The sequence below is a fragment of the Shewanella metallivivens genome (assembly GCF_028750675.1).
Taxonomy (GTDB): Bacteria; Pseudomonadota; Gammaproteobacteria; order Enterobacterales; family Shewanellaceae; genus Shewanella; species Shewanella metallivivens.
This window is the reverse complement of the sequence record NZ_JAQQPZ010000015.1, coordinates 294,975-312,393: the sequence shown is the minus strand read 5'-3', so window position 1 is coordinate 312,393 and position 17,419 is coordinate 294,975. Positions and strand designations below refer to the sequence as shown.

The 17,419-nt window shown below is 44.3% G+C and carries 15 protein-coding genes; 3 read left to right on the top strand and 12 right to left on the bottom strand.

Annotation, left to right across the window (positions count from 1 at the left end; translation table 11 throughout):
• Positions 1 to 92: 92 nt before the first annotated feature.
• The gene (locus PQR79_RS19500) at positions 93 to 761 is read right to left on the bottom strand and encodes a nitroreductase family protein (protein ID WP_238107687.1); all 669 of its coding nucleotides are present in this window, start codon (positions 759 to 761) and stop codon (positions 93 to 95) included.
• 151 nt (positions 762 to 912) lie between these two features.
• On the opposite strand from PQR79_RS19500, the gene PQR79_RS19495 reads away from it, so the two are divergent.
• Positions 913 to 1,596 (top strand): NAD-dependent epimerase/dehydratase family protein, encoded by a 684-nt coding sequence (locus tag PQR79_RS19495; RefSeq protein ID WP_238107688.1) that lies wholly within the window; start codon positions 913 to 915, stop codon positions 1,594 to 1,596.
• A gap of 133 nt (positions 1,597 to 1,729) precedes the next feature.
• Positions 1,730 to 1,909, top strand: coding sequence for a helix-turn-helix domain-containing protein (locus PQR79_RS19490; RefSeq protein ID WP_238107689.1), 180 nt, complete (start codon positions 1,730 to 1,732; stop codon positions 1,907 to 1,909).
• Between the two features lie 75 nt (positions 1,910 to 1,984).
• On the opposite strand, the gene nqrF is transcribed toward PQR79_RS19490, so the two are convergent.
• The 9 genes from nqrF to PQR79_RS19445 form a co-directional block, all read right to left on the bottom strand.
• Positions 1,985 to 3,202, bottom strand: coding sequence for an NADH:ubiquinone reductase (Na(+)-transporting) subunit F (gene nqrF, locus PQR79_RS19485; protein WP_238107690.1), 1,218 nt, complete (start codon positions 3,200 to 3,202; stop codon positions 1,985 to 1,987).
• Positions 3,203 to 3,226: 24 nt separating this feature from the next.
• Positions 3,227 to 3,835, bottom strand: a complete 609-nt coding sequence (gene nqrE / locus PQR79_RS19480; protein WP_238107691.1) for an NADH:ubiquinone reductase (Na(+)-transporting) subunit E — start codon at positions 3,833 to 3,835, stop codon at positions 3,227 to 3,229.
• Positions 3,836 to 3,844: 9 nt separating this feature from the next.
• On the bottom strand, positions 3,845 to 4,465 hold the full coding sequence (locus PQR79_RS19475) for an NADH:ubiquinone reductase (Na(+)-transporting) subunit D (RefSeq protein ID WP_238107692.1): 621 nt from the start codon (positions 4,463 to 4,465) through the stop codon (positions 3,845 to 3,847).
• Positions 4,466 to 5,233 carry a Na(+)-translocating NADH-quinone reductase subunit C gene (locus PQR79_RS19470; RefSeq protein WP_238107693.1) on the bottom strand — a complete coding sequence of 256 codons (768 nt, stop codon included), beginning with the start codon at positions 5,231 to 5,233 and terminating at the stop codon, positions 4,466 to 4,468. It abuts the gene before it with no gap.
• A complete protein-coding gene (locus tag PQR79_RS19465) occupies positions 5,223 to 6,434 on the bottom strand; it encodes an NADH:ubiquinone reductase (Na(+)-transporting) subunit B (RefSeq protein WP_238107694.1) in 1,212 nt (403 codons plus the stop codon). The genes PQR79_RS19470 and PQR79_RS19465 overlap by 11 nt, the downstream gene beginning before the upstream one ends.
• Positions 6,434 to 7,810: a Na(+)-translocating NADH-quinone reductase subunit A gene (locus PQR79_RS19460; RefSeq protein ID WP_238107695.1), complete on the bottom strand. Its 1,377-nt coding sequence runs from the start codon at positions 7,808 to 7,810 to the stop codon at positions 6,434 to 6,436. The genes PQR79_RS19465 and PQR79_RS19460 overlap by 1 nt, the downstream gene beginning before the upstream one ends.
• Positions 7,811 to 8,110: 300 nt before the next feature.
• Positions 8,111 to 9,868 (bottom strand): heme ABC transporter ATP-binding protein/permease CydC, encoded by a 1,758-nt coding sequence (gene cydC, locus PQR79_RS19455; RefSeq protein WP_238107696.1) that lies wholly within the window; start codon positions 9,866 to 9,868, stop codon positions 8,111 to 8,113.
• Positions 9,868 to 11,646: a heme ABC transporter permease/ATP-binding protein CydD gene (gene cydD / locus PQR79_RS19450; protein WP_238107697.1), complete on the bottom strand. Its 1,779-nt coding sequence runs from the start codon at positions 11,644 to 11,646 to the stop codon at positions 9,868 to 9,870. Before cydD ends, cydC begins: the two co-directional genes overlap by 1 nt.
• Positions 11,647 to 11,814: 168 nt before the next feature.
• Complete coding sequence (locus PQR79_RS19445; RefSeq protein ID WP_238107712.1) at positions 11,815 to 12,882, bottom strand: DUF3626 domain-containing protein; 1,068 nt, start codon at positions 12,880 to 12,882, stop codon at positions 11,815 to 11,817.
• Positions 12,883 to 13,208: 326 nt separating this feature from the next.
• Here PQR79_RS19445 and PQR79_RS19440 point away from each other — a divergent pair, with 326 nt between their 5' ends.
• Positions 13,209 to 14,711 (top strand): DEAD/DEAH box helicase, encoded by a 1,503-nt coding sequence (locus tag PQR79_RS19440; protein WP_238107698.1) that lies wholly within the window; start codon positions 13,209 to 13,211, stop codon positions 14,709 to 14,711.
• 106 nt (positions 14,712 to 14,817) lie between these two features.
• Here the strand turns inward: PQR79_RS19440 and dbpA are convergent, their stop codons facing one another.
• Together dbpA and PQR79_RS19430 are read right to left on the bottom strand one after the other, a co-directional pair.
• Entirely contained in the window at positions 14,818 to 16,191 is a 1,374-nt protein-coding gene (dbpA, locus tag PQR79_RS19435; protein ID WP_238107713.1) for an ATP-dependent RNA helicase DbpA, read from the bottom strand.
• Between the two features lie 226 nt (positions 16,192 to 16,417).
• Entirely contained in the window at positions 16,418 to 17,284 is an 867-nt protein-coding gene (locus PQR79_RS19430; protein ID WP_238107699.1) for a pirin family protein, read from the bottom strand.
• Positions 17,285 to 17,419 lie beyond the last annotated feature (135 nt).

The following is a 17,419-nucleotide window of genomic DNA, read 5'->3' as shown; positions in this document are numbered from 1 at the left end:
GCATTAATCCTTATCGATAATGACTTACTTTAGCAAACCCCAATACGCTTTAACAAGATGAAACAAAATACAACCAAATATCATGATTAAGCTTAGATAAAGTCGCAAATTTCAGTCAAGCGCTTTTTATCCAAGGCATGTTGTGGGACTGTGGCATTCTCTGCAGGATAGCCAGCAATAATGAGCATATAAGGCCGTTCATTATCGTTGTTACGGCCACACACCTTACTTAAAAAGCTCATTGGCTTAGGGGTATGAGTTAACGTAGCAAGCCCAGCATGATGCAGCGCCTGAATTAAAAAGCCAGTCGCGATACCAACCGACTCATGCACGTAATAATTGGTCTTTTGCGCACCAGCCTCTTCAGTGCGTTTTTGACTAAATACGGCAATCAACCACGGCGCATGCTCTAGATAAGGTTTACTGGCATTCGTGCCTAAAGGCTTTAAGGCATCGAGCCATTCTTCACCGGCTCGGCCGGCATAAAAAGCTTGCTCTAATGCTTCAGCTTGCTGGCGAATTTGTGCTTTTTTCTCAGGACTGCTAATAGCCACAAAATGCCAAGGTTGATGGTTAGCGCCGTTAGGTGCGGTGCCAGCGGCCAAGATACATTGCTCGATAATAGCTTGAGGGACTGCGCGATCAGAAAAGGCCCGTATTGAGTGACGACGTTTCACTTGCTGGTAGTTTTCTTGCGCACGTTTTAGCATTTCATCTTGAGGGTATTCTATAAAATCGGTAAGCGGCAAATGCGCAGTCATAACAAGTCCTTAAAAATGAGCCGATTGAAAACATTGCCCTAAGCTAACAAACATAACAAAAAATGCTATACAAATATTCTTATTGAAACCTAAACAACGACAGATTACATTCAACAACATCAATTCAATATTTAGCTTAATAAAGGATTATATGATTGCAGCGATAATGGGTGCGACTGGCTTAGTGGGGAAGGCGTTACTCAGCCAATTAATAGAAAGTGAACACTACAGTAAAGTTATCGTTATCGGTCGCTCAACACCGGCTTTAGTTGAGCATCAGTTTGGCGCAGAAAAAGTCCAATTTATTGCCTGCCAACTCGATGAGTTACACGAGATCACATTGACCGACAAAATTGATCATGCATTTTGTTGTTTAGGGACAACAATTAAACAAGCTGGCAGCGAAGAGGCCTTTATTCAAGTCGACAAACTGTCAGTGCTGGCCTTTGCAAAATTATGTCAAGCCCAGGGCAACCCTTCGTTAAAATTTTTAGTGGTTACCGCCCACGGGGCAAACGCTAAGTCGTCTGTCTTTTATAACCGAGTTAAAGGTGAATTAGAGCAGTCGCTGATGACCCTCGCCCTCCCTGTCTTAAATATTTTTCAACCCAGTTTATTACTTGGCAAACGTGAAGAGAGCCGCTTTTTAGAAGATATTGGTCAGGTGCTTTTAGGGGGCTTTTCGTGGTTATTTATGGGTCCTTTACGACAATATCAACCAATCAACGCTGAAACAGTAGCAGAGGCTATGTATCAAGTCGCTTTAGCGCCACAAGCAGCCCCTGCAACCAGAATGATCAGTAATGTAATGATGCACGACCGGAATCATGAATAAAGAACCTAACCACGCCTCACCGCTCTTAACAATATTCTGGACTGATAAAACACAAAGGCGACACCGTATTATTTGATAAAAGTTAACTAACCTGAGCTCAGGTTAACTAGCAAACCGTAAAATGGAGGTGAATATGACTGACAATGATTATTTAACTTTAGATGAAGTCTGCAAGATACTGGACAAAACGCCGACAACAATAAGGCGTTACGCTCGTGAAAGCTTATTAACAAGCGAGCAAAATGGAGAAGAGCTCAGTTTTAATAAAGATGAAGTTATGCGCTGTTTGAGGTTTTCTGAGCGCTTAAGTTAATCCTATTGCTTAAAGTCTGCTGCATAAAAAACCCCCAACGCTTATCACGTTGGGGATTGTTATTTGTGGCGTAGATTAATCACCAAAGTCATCGAGTAAGATGTTTTCAGACTCAACACCCAGACTCTCTAGCATCGCGATAACAGAGGCGTTCATGATGGGAGGACCACACATATAAAACTCGCAATCCTCTGGCGCTTTATGCTGTTTTAAGTAGTTCTCATACAACACATTATGAATAAAGCCGGTATAACCCGTCCAGTTATCTTCTGGCAGTGGATCCGACAGCGCGACATGCCACACAAAGTTATCGTTTTCGGCGGCCAGCTGATCAAAATCTTGCTGATAAAACACTTCACGAGTTGAGCGCGCGCCATACCAAAAGCTCATTTTACGCTTGGTTTTAACACTTTTTAATTGGTTAAAAATGTGCGAACGCATTGGCGCCATACCTGCACCACCGCCAACAAACACCATTTCTGCGTCGGTCTCTTTAACAAAGAACTCACCAAAGGGTCCTGAAATGGTGACCTTGTCGCCCGCTTTTAAATTAAAGATGTACGACGACATTTTACCTGGTGGTACGCCTTCTTTTGGCGGGGTTGCAATACGCACGTTAAGCATAATGCGGCCCTTTTCATCTGGGTAGTTTGCCATTGAGTAAGCACGTAAAACGTCTTCATCCACCTTAGACACCAAGTCAAACAACCCGTATTTAACCCAGTCACCACGATACTCTTCAGGAATATCAAAATCGGCATAACGCACTTCATGAGCTGGCGCTTCAATTTGAATATAACCACCAGCTTTAAATAGCACTTCTTCGCCATCTGGGATTTTTAACAGCAATTCTTTAATGAATGTCGCTTGGTTATCATTTGAAATAACCTCACATTGCCATTTTTTAACCCCAAAGATTTCTTCGTCAACTTCCAGTTCCATGTCGGTACGCACAGCGACCTGACACGCTAAACGACAACCTTCTTTGGCTTCTTTTTTAGTGATATGGTCAAGCTCAGTAGCCAAAATATCACCACCGCCCGATTTAACTTTAACGCGACATTGGCCACACGTGCCGCCGCCGCCACACGCCGAAGGAATAAAGATTTGTTGCCCTGCTAATGCGCCCAGCAACTTGTCGCCCGCTGGCGTTCTTACCGTTTTTTCGGCATCACCGTTAATACTAATAGTGACATCTTCAGTGCTGACTAACTTACGCTTGGCAAGTAAAATCACCATTACTAGGATGCATACCACAATGGTAAACATGCCTATACCTATTGCCATTTCCATTACATAGCCCTTCTTATCAATGCGTTATAACGTGATGCCAGCAAAAGACATAAACCCAAGTGCCATCAATCCAGTGGTAATAAAGGTAATACCAATACCTTGTAAACCATCGGGTATAGCATGAAACTTCATCCGCTCACGTAAGCCTGCAAGTAATACAATCGCCATCGCCCAACCCACAGCCGAACCTGAAGCAAATACCACCGATTCCGTTAAGTCATAATCGCGGTTAGCCATAAAAATGACCCCTGCAAAAATGGCGCAGTTTACGGTTAATAGCGGTAAAAAGATCCCCAACGACTGGTACAAAGTTGGAATGTAACGGTCTAAAAACATTTCTAAAATTTGCACTAATGCGGCTATCACCCCAATAAAGGTAATCAGTTGCAAGTAGCTTAAATTCAGTTCAGCAAAGCCTGCCCAGGCTAATGCACCAGGCGCAAGAATATTGACGTAAATGATTTGATTTAATGGCACGGCCAACATCATCACCACAATAACGGCAATCCCTAAACCAAAGGCGGTAGACACCTTTTTAGATACCGCAAGAAACGTACACATGCCCAAGAAAAATGACAGGGCCATGTTGTCGATAAATGCAGCTTGGATAAATAAATTAATATAGTGTTCCATGATGCCTCCTTAACTGCGCTTACGCTGAACGACTTTAATGGCCCAAATCATCACGCCAATTAAAAAGAATGCACTAGGCGGTAACGTGAACATTTCATTGGCAAGGTACCAACCACCGTTTCCGATGGTGGTTAATATCTCATGACCAAACAAACTGCCACGGCCTAATAGTTCACGTACAAATGCGACACCTAACAAAATTAAGCCATACCCCATGGCGTTACCTAATGCATCAACCAACGCTAAATGCGGTGGATGTTTCATGGCAAAGGCTTCTGCACGGCCCATAATGATGCAGTTAGTAATGATTAAACTCACAAACACAGATAACTGTTTTGATAGTTCATACGCTACGTCTTGCAACACCATATCAACGATAATCACCAATGAAGCAATCACGGTCATTTGCGCAATAATACGCACACTGTTAGGAATAAAGTGGCGGATACTGGAGATAATTAAGTTTGAAAACACCAATACAAAGGTCACGGCTAAGGTCATCACTAATGCCGTTTGCATTGAGTTACTTACCGCCAATGCTGAACACACACCCAGTACCTGCATAGCAACAGGGTTATTGGTAAAAATTGGCGATGTTAAAATCTCGCGAGTCGAACTGACTTGGCTCATTTATTTACCCTCCGCAGCAATAGCGTGTAGATAGGTTTGATACCCTTCAACGCCAAACCAAAACTCAACTAAACGTTGAATCCCTACCCCGGTACGTGTTGCACCACTGACACCATCAATACCGTGAATATCACCCTCTTTAGCGCCGCCCTTGATGACTTTAATGGCCATTTTGCCTTTTGTATCAAACAGCTTTTTCCCCTGCCATAACGCCAACCATTGTGGGTCGGTAACAAAATCGGCAATACCAGGGGTTTCACCGTGCTCATAAAACACGATATTTTCTATGGTGTTAAGGTCAGGTTTAATCGCCATATAACCATAAATAATCGACCATAAACCTTTTCCATAAATCGGCATCACGATGCTTGATAACTGCCCATCAGTATCGTAAACCTCAAAAATACGGATATCTGTCGCCATGGTTTTAATTTTGGCGATGTCTTTTTTAGGTTTAGTTGACGTCTCAGGATTAATGGCCGCCATACGCTCGTCGAAGTCGAGTAAGTTGTCCTTTTCGGAGACTTGACCACTGGCTAGGTTCACCATTTTAGGCTTAACTCGCTGTTCAAACAGTGCGTTAAAGTCACCTTGGCTAATATCAATGCCAGCCGCTTTTAGTACAAACTGCTGTACTTCATCACGTTTTTTAGCCAGCTTACGCTCTTTTAAAATCTCAGCGGTACCTGTGATCATAAACGAGCAAACCAAACTTAAAACGATAATAAAAATCATAGTTCCAGTAACGGTATCTTTTTTAAAGGCCATGACGTTTTAGTCTCCGTTTGATATTGGCTTGAGCGACTAGGTAGTCGAATAACGGTGCCCATAAATTGGTAAACAAAATCGCTAACATAATGCCTTCAGGCATTTTGGCATTGAGTAAACGGATAATAATGGTCATCAAACCAATCATAAAACCATAAGCAAACTTAGCTTTGCGGGTGTATGAGGCGGTAACCGGATCGGTCGCCATAAACATCATCCCTAAGGCAAAACCACCTGTCACTAGGTGCCACGTCCACGGCATGGCTGACATTGGGTTTCTGCTTGAGCCAAAGTAGTTAAACAACACTACGGTTAAGATCATCCCAACCATCACGCCAGCCACAACACGCCAATCAGCGACACGCGTCAGCAGTAAAATACCGCCACCGATTAAAATCGCTAAGGTGCTAGTTTCGCCAACAGAACCTGGCGTAAAACCTAAAAACGCATCCCACCAAGTGCTGTCGCTAAACACACTAAACCAGCTTGCATCGACAAAACTGAGCTTTTTAGCCACTGTTAGGGTTAAGGTGGTTGCACCAGAATAGCCATCTACCGCCACAAATTGACTTAACGCTGCCACTTCAGTTGGGTAAGCGAAATAGATAAATGCATAACCCGCCAACGCAGGGTTTAAAAAGTTATACCCCATGCCACCAAACATCTCTTTTGCCACAATCACACCAAAACTGAGGCCTAGCGCCACAATCCATAACGGTGTTGAAATCGGTAAAATCAACGAGAACAATAGCGCAGTAACAAAGAAGCCTTCATGTAACTCTTGGCGGCGTACTTTGGCAAATACCACCTCCCACACTAGGCTCACCACCAATGCGGTGAGGTAAAATGGCACATAAAAACTGGCACCGTAGGCAAATAAACTGATTAAACCTGAGCTTTCCGTTAACGGGCCAAACAGTAAGTGATAAATAGCCAGTTGCCATGCTTCAGGTTGCGTAGCACCGGCCATAATGGCCACCTGGGCTTGCAGTCCCAAGTTGTACATACCAAATAACATGGCAGGAAATAAACACATACCCACAATGTGCATAGTGCGTTTAACATCAATGGCATCACGAATATGCACATGGCCTTTAGTGCTACGGCCATTGGCAATCCATAATGAACGTAAGAAGCTACGCATCGAGTCGCCATGAGCGTAATAGCTATCTTGGCTGGGCTTTTTCTGTTGCTGACTCATTAACCTTCCCTCTCGATAATATCTAGGCAAGCACGAAGTTCTTTACCAAAATCATATTTTCCTGGGCACACAAAGGTACATAGAGCTAAATCTTCTTCATCTAGCTCTAATGCGCCAAGCAGCTGTGCTTCGTCGGTATCGCGTACCACTAAATCACGCACAAGTAAGATGGGTAAAATATCCAGAGGCATCACATGGTCTAGTCGACCAAACGCCATCATGGCGCGGGGTGAGCCACCAGCATGAGTGGTAAAATCAAATAATTTTTTGGTGCGGCTAAAGCCAGACATCATGAGGCCGGTGAGCGAAAACTTATTGCTGTCATGACGTACCCAAGGTAATACTTCCTGGCGATCATTTTCAGTTAATACACTCACCTGGTTATGGAATCGACCAAGATAATCATAAACGCCTGCAGCTGTATGGCCTGACAATAACGACCCAGACACAATGCGCGACTGACGTTGATCAATTTCAGACTTGACCCATTCGCTTAACTTAGCGCCCAATTGAGTTCGCACTAAACGTGGTTTTAATACATTAGGGCCTGCCAACGCGACGATACGGTCTGTGTATAATTCGCCGGTTAAAAACAATTTGCCAAACGCTATCACGTCTTGATAACCCAAGTGCCACACTTGGCGTTCAACACTGACTGGCAATACATAATGAATATGAGTACCGACTAAGCCTGCGGGGTGTACACCGTTAAAACCTTGAACACTTACACGAGATAAGTCGTATTCAGATGTTGCAGACAGTAACGATTCACCGTCATCCTGACACAAGTACACTTTGCCAGAAGTTAATAGGCTTAATACATATAAACCCGCCTCAAAAGCCTGTGGCTGAGTGGCAATCACCACCCGAGGGTCTGCCGCTAATGGATTGGTATCAACGGCAGTCACAAATATACCCGCAGGGGTCGCATCAAGTTGTGGTACCCGTGAAAAAGGACGAGTTCTAAACGCAGTCCACAAGCCACTGTCGATTAGACCTTGTTGAACGGTTTCACGGTTTAAGCTTGTCAATTCAGTTGGCGCGAACACCTTTACAGTCGCTTGCTCAGCATCACAGTCAATCACAACCGACTGTAATACACGGCGTTCACCACGATTAATCGCAGAAACTACGCCGCTAGCAGGTGCGGTAAATAGCACGCCTGGCGTTTTCTTATCTTCAAATAAAACTTGACCTTTAGCCACACGGTCGCCCACTTCAACCATCATGGTTGGTTTTAGGCCGACGTACTCTTCGCCAATGAGTGCCACTTGGGTGGTTTTAGACGCGCCGTCTATTTGCTGTAGTGGTTCACCAGCAATCGGGATATCAAGTCCCCGCTTAATGGTTATCACTGGATTTGTCACACCAGTCATGTCATTCACCATCTAAAAAAAATTTCGATAGCTTATGGTATATGTTTGCAACTGCTAATATATGAACAAAGATCACACTCCCAGCGCAGGCTGTAATTTTGGAACATAACCTAATCACAAATTTGTGAAGCAGATCAATTTATCTCAAGCAGCTAAAACGCTTTATGTAATTTTTGTATCAGAAAGGTTGTTACATTCCTGAGTGTTTATGCTTACTCACTAATAAAGCAAACAAACATAAACCTCATGGTTTGACAGGAATAAATGACCAGAAAACCGTTTTTTTACCGCGGCTCATTTTCAACAATCAGCTTTTGAGCGCTGTAAGTTGCCTTGTTGAAATGTATAGACGGCATCCATCTTATCGAGGGCAGTTCGACGATGGCTAATCATCAATAAGGTTTTATTTTCAGCAAAGCTCAACAACAATGAAAGTATCTCGCGTTCGGTGCGCTTATCGAGCCCTTCAGTCGGTTCATCAAGCAATAACAATGGCGCATCGCGCAGTAACGCTCTGGCCACACCAATACGGCGCTGCTCACCACCCGATAATTGTCGACCGCCCTCACCAATCCACATATCCAGTGGTTTATCGCCTTGTAACAACGCCTGTAATCCGACTTGCTGTAATACCGAGGTAAAGCGCTCATCGTGAGTTTTTTTCGGTTCACCTTGTTGGTAAGGTAAAGCCAGCGCTAAGTTTTCCCGCAGGGTGCCGGCAAACAAATAAATTCGCTGGCTGACGACGGTCATCGACGCTCTAAGCTCGGCCTCATTGTAGTCGCTAAGGAGATGACCATCGAGGGTAATATCACCTTGTTGTGCTGACCACTCACGCGTAATCAGCCCCAACAAACTCGACTTACCACAACCGGTTGGGCCTAATATTGCCACTTTTCCGCCTGCATTCAGGGTAAAATCCACCCCTTGTAAAATGGGAGTATGCGGTTGATAAGCAAAATGCACATTGTGTAATGTTAGCGCGCCAGAGTTGGCTTTAAGTGTGCTTTGCTCGCTAAAAGTTACCGCTGGTGTTTGCTCGGTGATATCTGTAACGCGCTGCGCGGCGAGCAAGGTGCTAGACAAATGCTGAAACGCACCTGCTATGGGCATCATCATTTCAAGGCTTGCCATCGTTGCAAATACCATTAACGCCATTAACGGTCCAGGTGGCGTTGCATCACCCACACCTTGGCTAGCTAAATACAACATCACCACCACGGCTGTGCCATTGACTAAAATCAACATGGCTTGGCTTAAGCCTGTGATATTGGCCATCGCCGTTTGCTGATCAAACAGCCTAGCTTGGGCTTGTTCAAGCTTAGCCAAATAACGCGTGTTTGCCGCAAACAAACTTAACTCGGCTTGACCTTGGATCACATCAAGCAGCATTACCCTATATTGTTGTTTCGCATCAATTAGTGTTCGACCTGGTGTGTTACCTAACACATAAAACACTACAGGTAATACACACCAAGCTAACAACAAAATACTGCATAAACTCAAGGCTAAGCTAAGGTCAAACCAAGCTAAAAAAACAAACAAGCCAGCAATCATCAATAATGACGCCACTAAAGGTGTCAGCAAGCGTAAATACAAATGATCTAAGGTGTCGATATCGGCGACTAAACGATTAAGCAAATCACCTCGGCGCAGTCCTTGTAAGTTGGCCGCGCTCAACGGTAAAAGCTTTTGCCACGCCCAAATACGTAACTGAGTTAGCAATTTAAATGTGGCTTCGTGGGTGGCTAAACGCTCCCCATAGCGACTTGCTGTTCGCGCTATAGAGAAAAAACGTACTCCGCCTGCAGGAGTAAAAAAATTAAAGACTTGTGCTGTTGCAACCGTTAAGCCCGCCACTGCCGTAGCCGACAAAAACCAGCCCGATAAAGACAGCAATCCAATGCCTGTCAGTAAGGTGGTAAAGGTTAAAATTAACCCGACCAACATCATTAGCCACTGGCGGCGAAACAGGGATAAAAATGGCAATAACACTCTTAATGATGCACCTTGTGATGTTGCGGTTTGAGGTGATGTTGGTTCAGTTGACTGATTCATTAGCACACCTCCTGCTGCTGATTAAGCATTTGCGTTAACAAGCCATCACAGCGAAGTAACTCACTCACCTCACCTTGCTGAACAATAAGGCCTTTATCCATCACCAACACCTTATCCATAGTGCTTAAATCATCTAACCGATGGGTAACGGTTAAACCACTCGCGCCTTGCATGGCAGTTTGCAGTGACGCTAAAACAAATTGTTCACTTTGAGCATCTAAACTGGCAGTCGGCTCATCAAGTAAAAACAATTTTGCCGGCTGTGCTAGTGCTCGAGCCAAGGCAAAACGTTGCGCTTGACCAACAGAGACCCCCGCACTTTGATCGCTGATCATCAGGTCGAGCCCTTGGGCGTGTTGAGTGACAAAGTCGCTAATATTGGCTTGCACAAGTAGCGCCATAATTTGTGGATCGGTTAATTGTGGATTTGCCAGGGCAACGTTATCGCGCACCGTGCCATGAAACAATTGAGGGTCCTGTCCAAGCCAAGCTAAATGCCGACGCCAGTCACTTAATGCAATACTCGACAGTGGCTGTTGATTTATCGTTAAATGACCTTTGTAGGGTAAAAAACCTAACAAAGCATTGAGTAAACTGGTTTTACCCGCACCACTTGGGCCAACAATCGCCCAGTGTTCACCTGCGGGTAGTGTAAAGGAAACCGGCCCTAATAAACGCTGTCCATCGAGGCTGAACACCTCAAGATCAATCGCTTCAATACTGATGGCATCGGCTGTAAATGGCACTTTAGATTGGCTGTTTTCAGGAGTTTCACTGCCTTCAACCTGGTAGTCAAGTAATTCAACTAAGGTTTCAGCAGCGCCAATGGCTTGCGCTTTAGCATGATAATGTGTGCCTAAATCGCGCAGTGGCTGAAAAAACTCGGGCGCTAAAATGAGTACAAACATGCCGGTAAACAAACTAATGCCGACACCGTAATGACCAAAATCTAAATGGTCTAAATAACTAAAGCCGAAATACACCGCCAGCACCGCAATCGACACCGCAGCAAAAAACTCTAATACTGCAGAGCTTAAAAACGCCAAGCGCAACACCGACATCGTTCGACTACGAAAGTCTTCTGATGCTGTGTCAATATTGCTAAGTTCAGCGTCACCACGATGAAATAGCTTAACGGTTTGTAAACCTTTTAAGCGGTCCATAAAGTGGCCACTTAAACGAGCTAACGCCTTAACATTTTTACGGTTGGCATCGGCCGCCCCCATGCCCACTAAAATCATAAACATTGGGATTAAGGGAGCTGTGGCTAATAAGATAATCCCGGCGGCCCAATTGAGTGGAAACACGCATACTAGAATAAGCAAAGGGATAAAGCCGGCTAACATCATTTGCGGCACATATTTGGCATAATAGTCGTGTAGGTCTTCAACCTGTTCAAACACCAAACTTGCCCAGGCGCCTGATGGTTTGCCTTTAATAAACACTGGCCCTAACTTAACCAACTTATTCAACACGGCGTGACGGATATCACTGCGTAAACGCTTACCAGCCTCAAAACTGACTCGCTCACGCACTTGCGCTAATACGGCGCGCAGAAGCAATAAGCCAATAAGAGCGATAAATTCAATGTTAGATGCTTGCAGAGGCATATTTTGCATAATCACTTGCTGCAAAATACGCGCAATACAGTAGGCCTGACCAACAATAGCAATACCATTAAGTAAGCCACATAAAATAGATAATTTAAGGAAAATACCACAAGCAGGCTGTTGGCTTTTAAGCCACTTAGTTAATGACTTTTCTAACGACTTATCCATGACTCTCCGGCAGTGTTTATTTTCGCCCTAAATTCGCCCTGCAGTATCGCAGCACTGGGCGTGAGATAACACCTTAAACAGTGTAAATGTTAACTGATTCACATTTTGCTAATGGACTATCAATAATGGATAACAGTTATAGGTAATCGCGCTTAAATCAAGCTTAAACTATAAAAGAAAAGGTTCATTCGAAGGGCTGTGGCCATATTTTACTAACACATGCCATAACAGCTTTAAGTCTTGCAGCTTTTTGGTATGCGCGCCGCGCTCACTCCAAGAGGTCGGTTGCTTTTGCAATTGATAAGCGGCTCGACCAATAATTTCAGCATTGATAATCTGATCTTCGGCAATACTTTGTGCCAATGTCGGCATCGCCGCACCACGAAAGTCATCGGGGACATCTGTAAACCGCATTTGTCTGCCATTGTGCCAAAACAGTTCAATGTCATATTCATCGCACAGTGCCACTAATGAATCGCCAACGTTACTGCCCATAAATGACGGGTCAGCAACTAACACGGCAACATCTTTATCTAACGATACATCCCCATGAATTTGCGCCTCAATGTAATGGTCCAAATTACCGCAAGGTTCATTGTCAAAGCGCTTTTCTGTTGGGGCGGTTAAATGTTGACTAAAATATTGAATCAACTTACTGGGTTTAAGCCCCGCGCACCCTAAGGCATATTGGCGTTCAAAACTTTCGCTTAATAGCGCAGCTAAAATTACATCAAAGCACTTTATGGTACCTTTCTCTTTTGGCAAACGGTACGAATCCATGTAACTGAAAGTACAGCGCGGCAATATTTGCGAATGAGTAACGAAGTAACAACTGCCAAAACGCGGCGCTGGGCCTAACGGACATAAACCAAAATCAAGCGCGCCGTATTTGGGGCGATGCTTAATGCCAGAATAACAATTGCCAAATAATTGGTTTTCCCAATGGTCACGAGAACCACCCAGTTCAGGCGACAAATGGCCATTAGACACATGAGTTTCAAACTGGCTTTTATACACACCGTCGCGCAATAATCCGTCGACCACACAGAGGCCACGGTTATCAATTCGGTCGGGGTGAAAATGCAAAGCCACTCGACTATGGCTAGAAAGTTGGCGCATGGCCATCTGAAGCGCTAGGGTAGAAATATTCGACATTAGCAACACATTCTTAATCACAGCATGAGCGTGATCTCGTAGCTCATATGCTGTTTTTTCGATGTGTGAATGCGCCGTCAATTTCATCAGTTGATATCACCTTAACAGTAAAAACCTCAGCTAAGTCGCTGAATATAGGTTGTCATTTTATTGTATGTAATAAGTTGAGCTTTAGCACTGATCGAAGTCTTAAGATTAACACTATTTCATTCTAAATCATTATATTCATAAGCTTTGATAGCCAAATGTTTATCAAAGACACCACAGCAAGTTCAAACGGCACTACACTGACTGCAATTATCAAGAGTTTATTAGCACTTATAGCGGTTTTCAGGTAAGCTTCACGGCCGCCGTTTCTGGCTACCTTTTATTCAAAGCAACAATGCGTTGCCCAAAGAGATTTTTCTATGAGTTTTGCCTCACTTGGTCTGAATGCTGCTATTTTAAAAGCGGTTGAAAAACAAGGTTATGACACCCCCTCTCCTATTCAAGCACAAGCCATTCCCGCCGTATTAGCCGGACAAGACGTCATGGCGGCAGCCCAAACCGGCACAGGAAAAACCGCAGGTTTTACCCTGCCAATTCTAGAATTATTGTCAAAAGGCAGCCGAGCCCAACGTGGTCAAGTGCGTGCATTAGTATTGACCCCTACGCGTGAACTAGCCGCCCAGGTTCAAGAAAGTGTTGCCACATATGGCAAAAACCTACCATTGAAATCGGCAGTGGTGTTTGGTGGTGTATCCATTATCCCGCAACTTGCTGCACTGCGTAATGGCGTAGATATTTTAGTGGCAACTCCTGGGCGCCTGCTCGACTTGTGTCAACAAAAAGCCATTAGTTTTAGCAAATTAGAAATTTTAGTGTTAGACGAAGCTGACCGTATGTTAGACATGGGCTTTATTCGCGACATTAAAAAAGTATTAGCGTTATTGCCGCCTAAACGTCAAAACTTGATGTTTTCTGCAACCTTCTCTGACGACATCCGCGAACTGGCGAAAGGGTTAGTGAACAACCCAGTCGAAATTTCAGTGACACCACGTAATGCTACCGCCAATACTGTCACCCAATGTGTTTACCCATTGGACAAAACCCGTAAATCGATGGCGTTAATCGAATTGATTAAAACCAATGATTGGAAGCAAGTCTTAGTGTTTTCGCGCACTAAACATGGCGCCAACCGCTTAGCCAAGAGCCTTGAAGCCGCCAACATAAAAGCGGCTGCTATCCATGGCAATAAAAGCCAAACCGCCCGTACTAAAGCTTTAGCTGACTTTAAAGCTGGCACAGTGCAAGTCATGGTAGCAACAGATATTGCTGCCCGCGGTATCGACATTGACCAACTGCCTTTTGTGGTTAACTTTGACCTGCCTAATGTACCTGAAGATTATGTTCATCGAATTGGCCGTACTGGCCGTGCGGGTTCTACAGGCCAAGCTGTGTCATTAGTTGGCCTTGAAGAAGTTAAATTGTTGCACGACATTGAGCGCTTAATTAATCGCACTATTGAACGTAAACAACTAGCTGGTTTTGAAGCGCCATTCACTATCCCAGAAGCAAGTAGCCGTTCAAGTGGTTATAAATCTAACAGCGTGAAAAAGCCAAACCCAAATCGCAGCAAGCATGCTCAACAAGCCAATACTGCACAAGGTGATAAGCCAGCACGTCAATATGACTCGCGCCAACAATCTCGCAGCAATAAAGAAGGTCAGTCACAAGGCGCTAATAAACCCAAAGCCGCCGGTAACAGAGCTGAAGCGATCGCTAATGGTAACAAACCTCCGCAGCGTAACCGTCCACCACGTCGCAGCGGCGGCACAACAAGTGGTGCTGCAACAAACAGCAATACTAGCAGTAGTTCTGCGTCTAAAGGCAGCGTAAATCCATACGCCAATGCCAAAGTAAAAAATTAAAGTTAAGCGATACCATTCAACTTGCTCAAATAGCAAACAGTTGCTTAACCCATAAAAAAACCGCTGAACAGTATTCAGCGGTTTTTTGTTTAAACATTACTTACGATTACATAAACCAAGCTCGGTAATTACGTCCCTTCAACTTACCTTTATTGAGTTTATTAAGCGCTTGCTTCGACACTTTGCTGGTTACGGCAACATAAGCACGGAACTCAGTGACTTTAATTTTACCAATATCATTAAAGTCCAAACCGTTATCGCCGGTTAATGCGCCCACAATATCGCCTGGGCGAATTTTTTGCTTTTTACCGGCATCAATTTGAATCGTGATCATCTCAGCCGCTTGAGGTTGCTTGTTTAAGGCACTCATTGGCGGTAAGGTTTCGCCAATGATATCTTTGTTCATGGCTTCTTCAATCATAGCCATTTTATAACCATCCTCTTCACCAAAGAAGGTATAAGCAGCTCCCGAGCTACCTGCACGGCCTGTACGACCAATACGGTGAATGTGTACTTCGGTATCGTATGCAATGTGGTAGTTAAATACCGCATCAAGCTCATCAATGTCTAAACCACGAGCCGCCACATCGGTTGCCACTAAAATACGCGCACTGCGGTTAGCAAACTGCAGCAGCATTTGATCGCGATCGCGCTGCTCTAAATCACCGTGCAGTGCTAACACACTAAAACCAAACTCGGCTAGTGAATCAGCCACTTGTTGGGTTTCACGCTTAGTATTACAAAACACCACCGAACTACGCGGTTGCTTATCAAGCAATAACAGACGCAACGCCTCAAGGCGACCTTTGTTACCCTCAACCCGGTAAAAGTGCTGCTCAATGGTTAAGTTGTCATGCTTTTGCTCAACTTTTACCATCACAGGGTTATACATGATTTGGTCGGCAATCGATTTGATTTGCTCAGGGAATGTCGCACTAAATAAAAGAGTTTGGCGCTCACGCGGCGCGGCAGCAATAATTTGGTCAATATGTTGTTGAAAGCCCATCTCTAACATGCGATCGGCTTCGTCCAAAATCAGCATGTTCATATTGCTTAAATCTAAGCGGTTACGATCTAAATGATCAACAATACGACCCGGCGTACCAACAATAATATGCGCGCCATGTTCAAGTGAGCCTACTTGTGGCCCCATTGGTACACCACCGCATAAGGTTAATACCTTGATATTATGGATGCCGCGAGCAAGTGTACGGATTTCTTCTGCGACTTGGTCGGCAAGTTCACGCGTTGGGCATAACACCATGGTTTGAATACGAAAGCGCTTTACATCGAGCTTATTGAGTAAACCTAAGCCAAACGCAGCAGTTTTACCTGAACCTGTTTTTGCTTGGCCAATCACGTCTTCGCCGGCCAAAATAGGCGGTAAGCTTTCGGCCTGGATTTGAGTCATTGATTCAAAACCCATGGTTTGTAGGTTTTCAAGCAATTCAGTTTTTAAATTAAGTGATGCGAAAGCCATGTTAACGGCCGGTTCAGTAGACTGACTCAAGGCGAATATCCTCTGATATCGAAAGCAAAAAAGCGCACAAGTGCTGCACAAACAAATTAGCCAAGGTGATTATTGTCAGTATAGTGAATGCTACACATCAAATTGTCCTTGGCCATATACGCGCTATTGTAGCAATTATCTTCAGCTTTCGCTGACAATTCTTTCTCTCAAACAGGGATATTTAATGATTAGCAGGCTATTCAATCTGGCCAAAAAGCCCTTGTTGGTAATCTTGAACTGCTTGGTCTATTTCGGCTTGAGTATTCATCACAAAGGGCCCCATTTGCACGATTGACTCATTAATAGGATTACCGGCAAAAACCAATAAACCAGCCCCGCAGGCTTCTGCTTGGAAATGACATAACTCAACGGCATCTAACAGTAACAACACCCCTTCGCCTGACGTTTCACGTAGCCCCTGCTCATCAACATAATGGATTTCACCTTGATATATGTATACAAAAGCAGTGTGATAATGTTCAAGGTTAAGTGTGCCGTAGCCGTGTTCATTCAACATTAAATCCGCTATCGCACCATCACCTGCTAAGCCTTGGATAGGCCCATCAATGCCGACCAAACTGTGATTATAGCGCCAATGGCCAGCTAGTGCTATCAGCGTCGCACCGTGCTCATTACTCTGTTGCGGGTTATTGCGGTGAGTGCTGTCTTGATAAATTGGCGCGCGCATTTTGTCTTTAGCTGGCATGTTTAGCCAAATTTGAAACCCGTGCAAACCATCATGGGCATCGGCTAATGGTATTTCAGAATGTACAACGCCACGACCAGTGCTCATCCATTGTACATCGCCAGCACGTATCGACTTAACATTGCCCATTTGATCGCGATGTTCAAATCCGCCTTTACGGATGTAGGTAAAAGTTTCGACACCACGGTGAGGGTGTGGCGGAAAGCCACCGATAAAATCTTGTTGGTCATTAGATTTGATTTCATCAATCATTAAAAAAGGATCAAAGCGAAGTTGCTCAAAGTCGGATACACGATTAATGTTCACACCATCACCGTCCATTGCCGCTAAAGCATTAAAACGTAGTAAGACTTTCATGCTAACCTCAACCAATAAATCCATTTATTACAGAATAGCAGGCCACTGACGGAATAAGAATGGCATGATAGTGTGATTTATCGTCGATAAAATCGATACTTTATTTGGCAGAACTGAGCGCTGATAGCAAATTTG

Excerpts from the sequence above, each read along its gene's own strand:
- PQR79_RS19490 (WP_238107689.1), top strand. The coding sequence starts at position 1,730 with ATGACTGACAATGATTATTTAACTTTAGATGAAGTCTGCAAGATACTG.
- PQR79_RS19440 (WP_238107698.1), top strand. The coding sequence starts at position 13,209 with ATGAGTTTTGCCTCACTTGGTCTGAATGCTGCTATTTTAAAAGCGGTT.
- cydD (WP_238107697.1), bottom strand. The coding sequence starts at position 11,646 with ATGGATAAGTCGTTAGAAAAGTCATTAACTAAGTGGCTTAAAAGCCAA.
- cydC (WP_238107696.1), bottom strand. The coding sequence starts at position 9,868 with ATGAATCAGTCAACTGAACCAACATCACCTCAAACCGCAACATCACAA.
- PQR79_RS19495 (WP_238107688.1), top strand. The coding sequence starts at position 913 with ATGATTGCAGCGATAATGGGTGCGACTGGCTTAGTGGGGAAGGCGTTA.
- nqrE (WP_238107691.1), bottom strand. The coding sequence starts at position 3,835 with ATGGAACACTATATTAATTTATTTATCCAAGCTGCATTTATCGACAAC.
- nqrF (WP_238107690.1), bottom strand. The coding sequence starts at position 3,202 with ATGGAAATGGCAATAGGTATAGGCATGTTTACCATTGTGGTATGCATC.
- PQR79_RS19430 (WP_238107699.1), bottom strand. The coding sequence starts at position 17,284 with ATGAAAGTCTTACTACGTTTTAATGCTTTAGCGGCAATGGACGGTGAT.
- PQR79_RS19475 (WP_238107692.1), bottom strand. The coding sequence starts at position 4,465 with ATGAGCCAAGTCAGTTCGACTCGCGAGATTTTAACATCGCCAATTTTT.
- PQR79_RS19460 (WP_238107695.1), bottom strand. The coding sequence starts at position 7,810 with ATGACTGGTGTGACAAATCCAGTGATAACCATTAAGCGGGGACTTGAT.
- PQR79_RS19470 (WP_238107693.1), bottom strand. The coding sequence starts at position 5,233 with ATGGCCTTTAAAAAAGATACCGTTACTGGAACTATGATTTTTATTATC.
- dbpA (WP_238107713.1), bottom strand. The coding sequence starts at position 16,191 with ATGGCTTTCGCATCACTTAATTTAAAAACTGAATTGCTTGAAAACCTA.
- PQR79_RS19465 (WP_238107694.1), bottom strand. The coding sequence starts at position 6,434 with ATGAGTCAGCAACAGAAAAAGCCCAGCCAAGATAGCTATTACGCTCAT.
- PQR79_RS19500 (WP_238107687.1), bottom strand. The coding sequence starts at position 761 with ATGACTGCGCATTTGCCGCTTACCGATTTTATAGAATACCCTCAAGAT.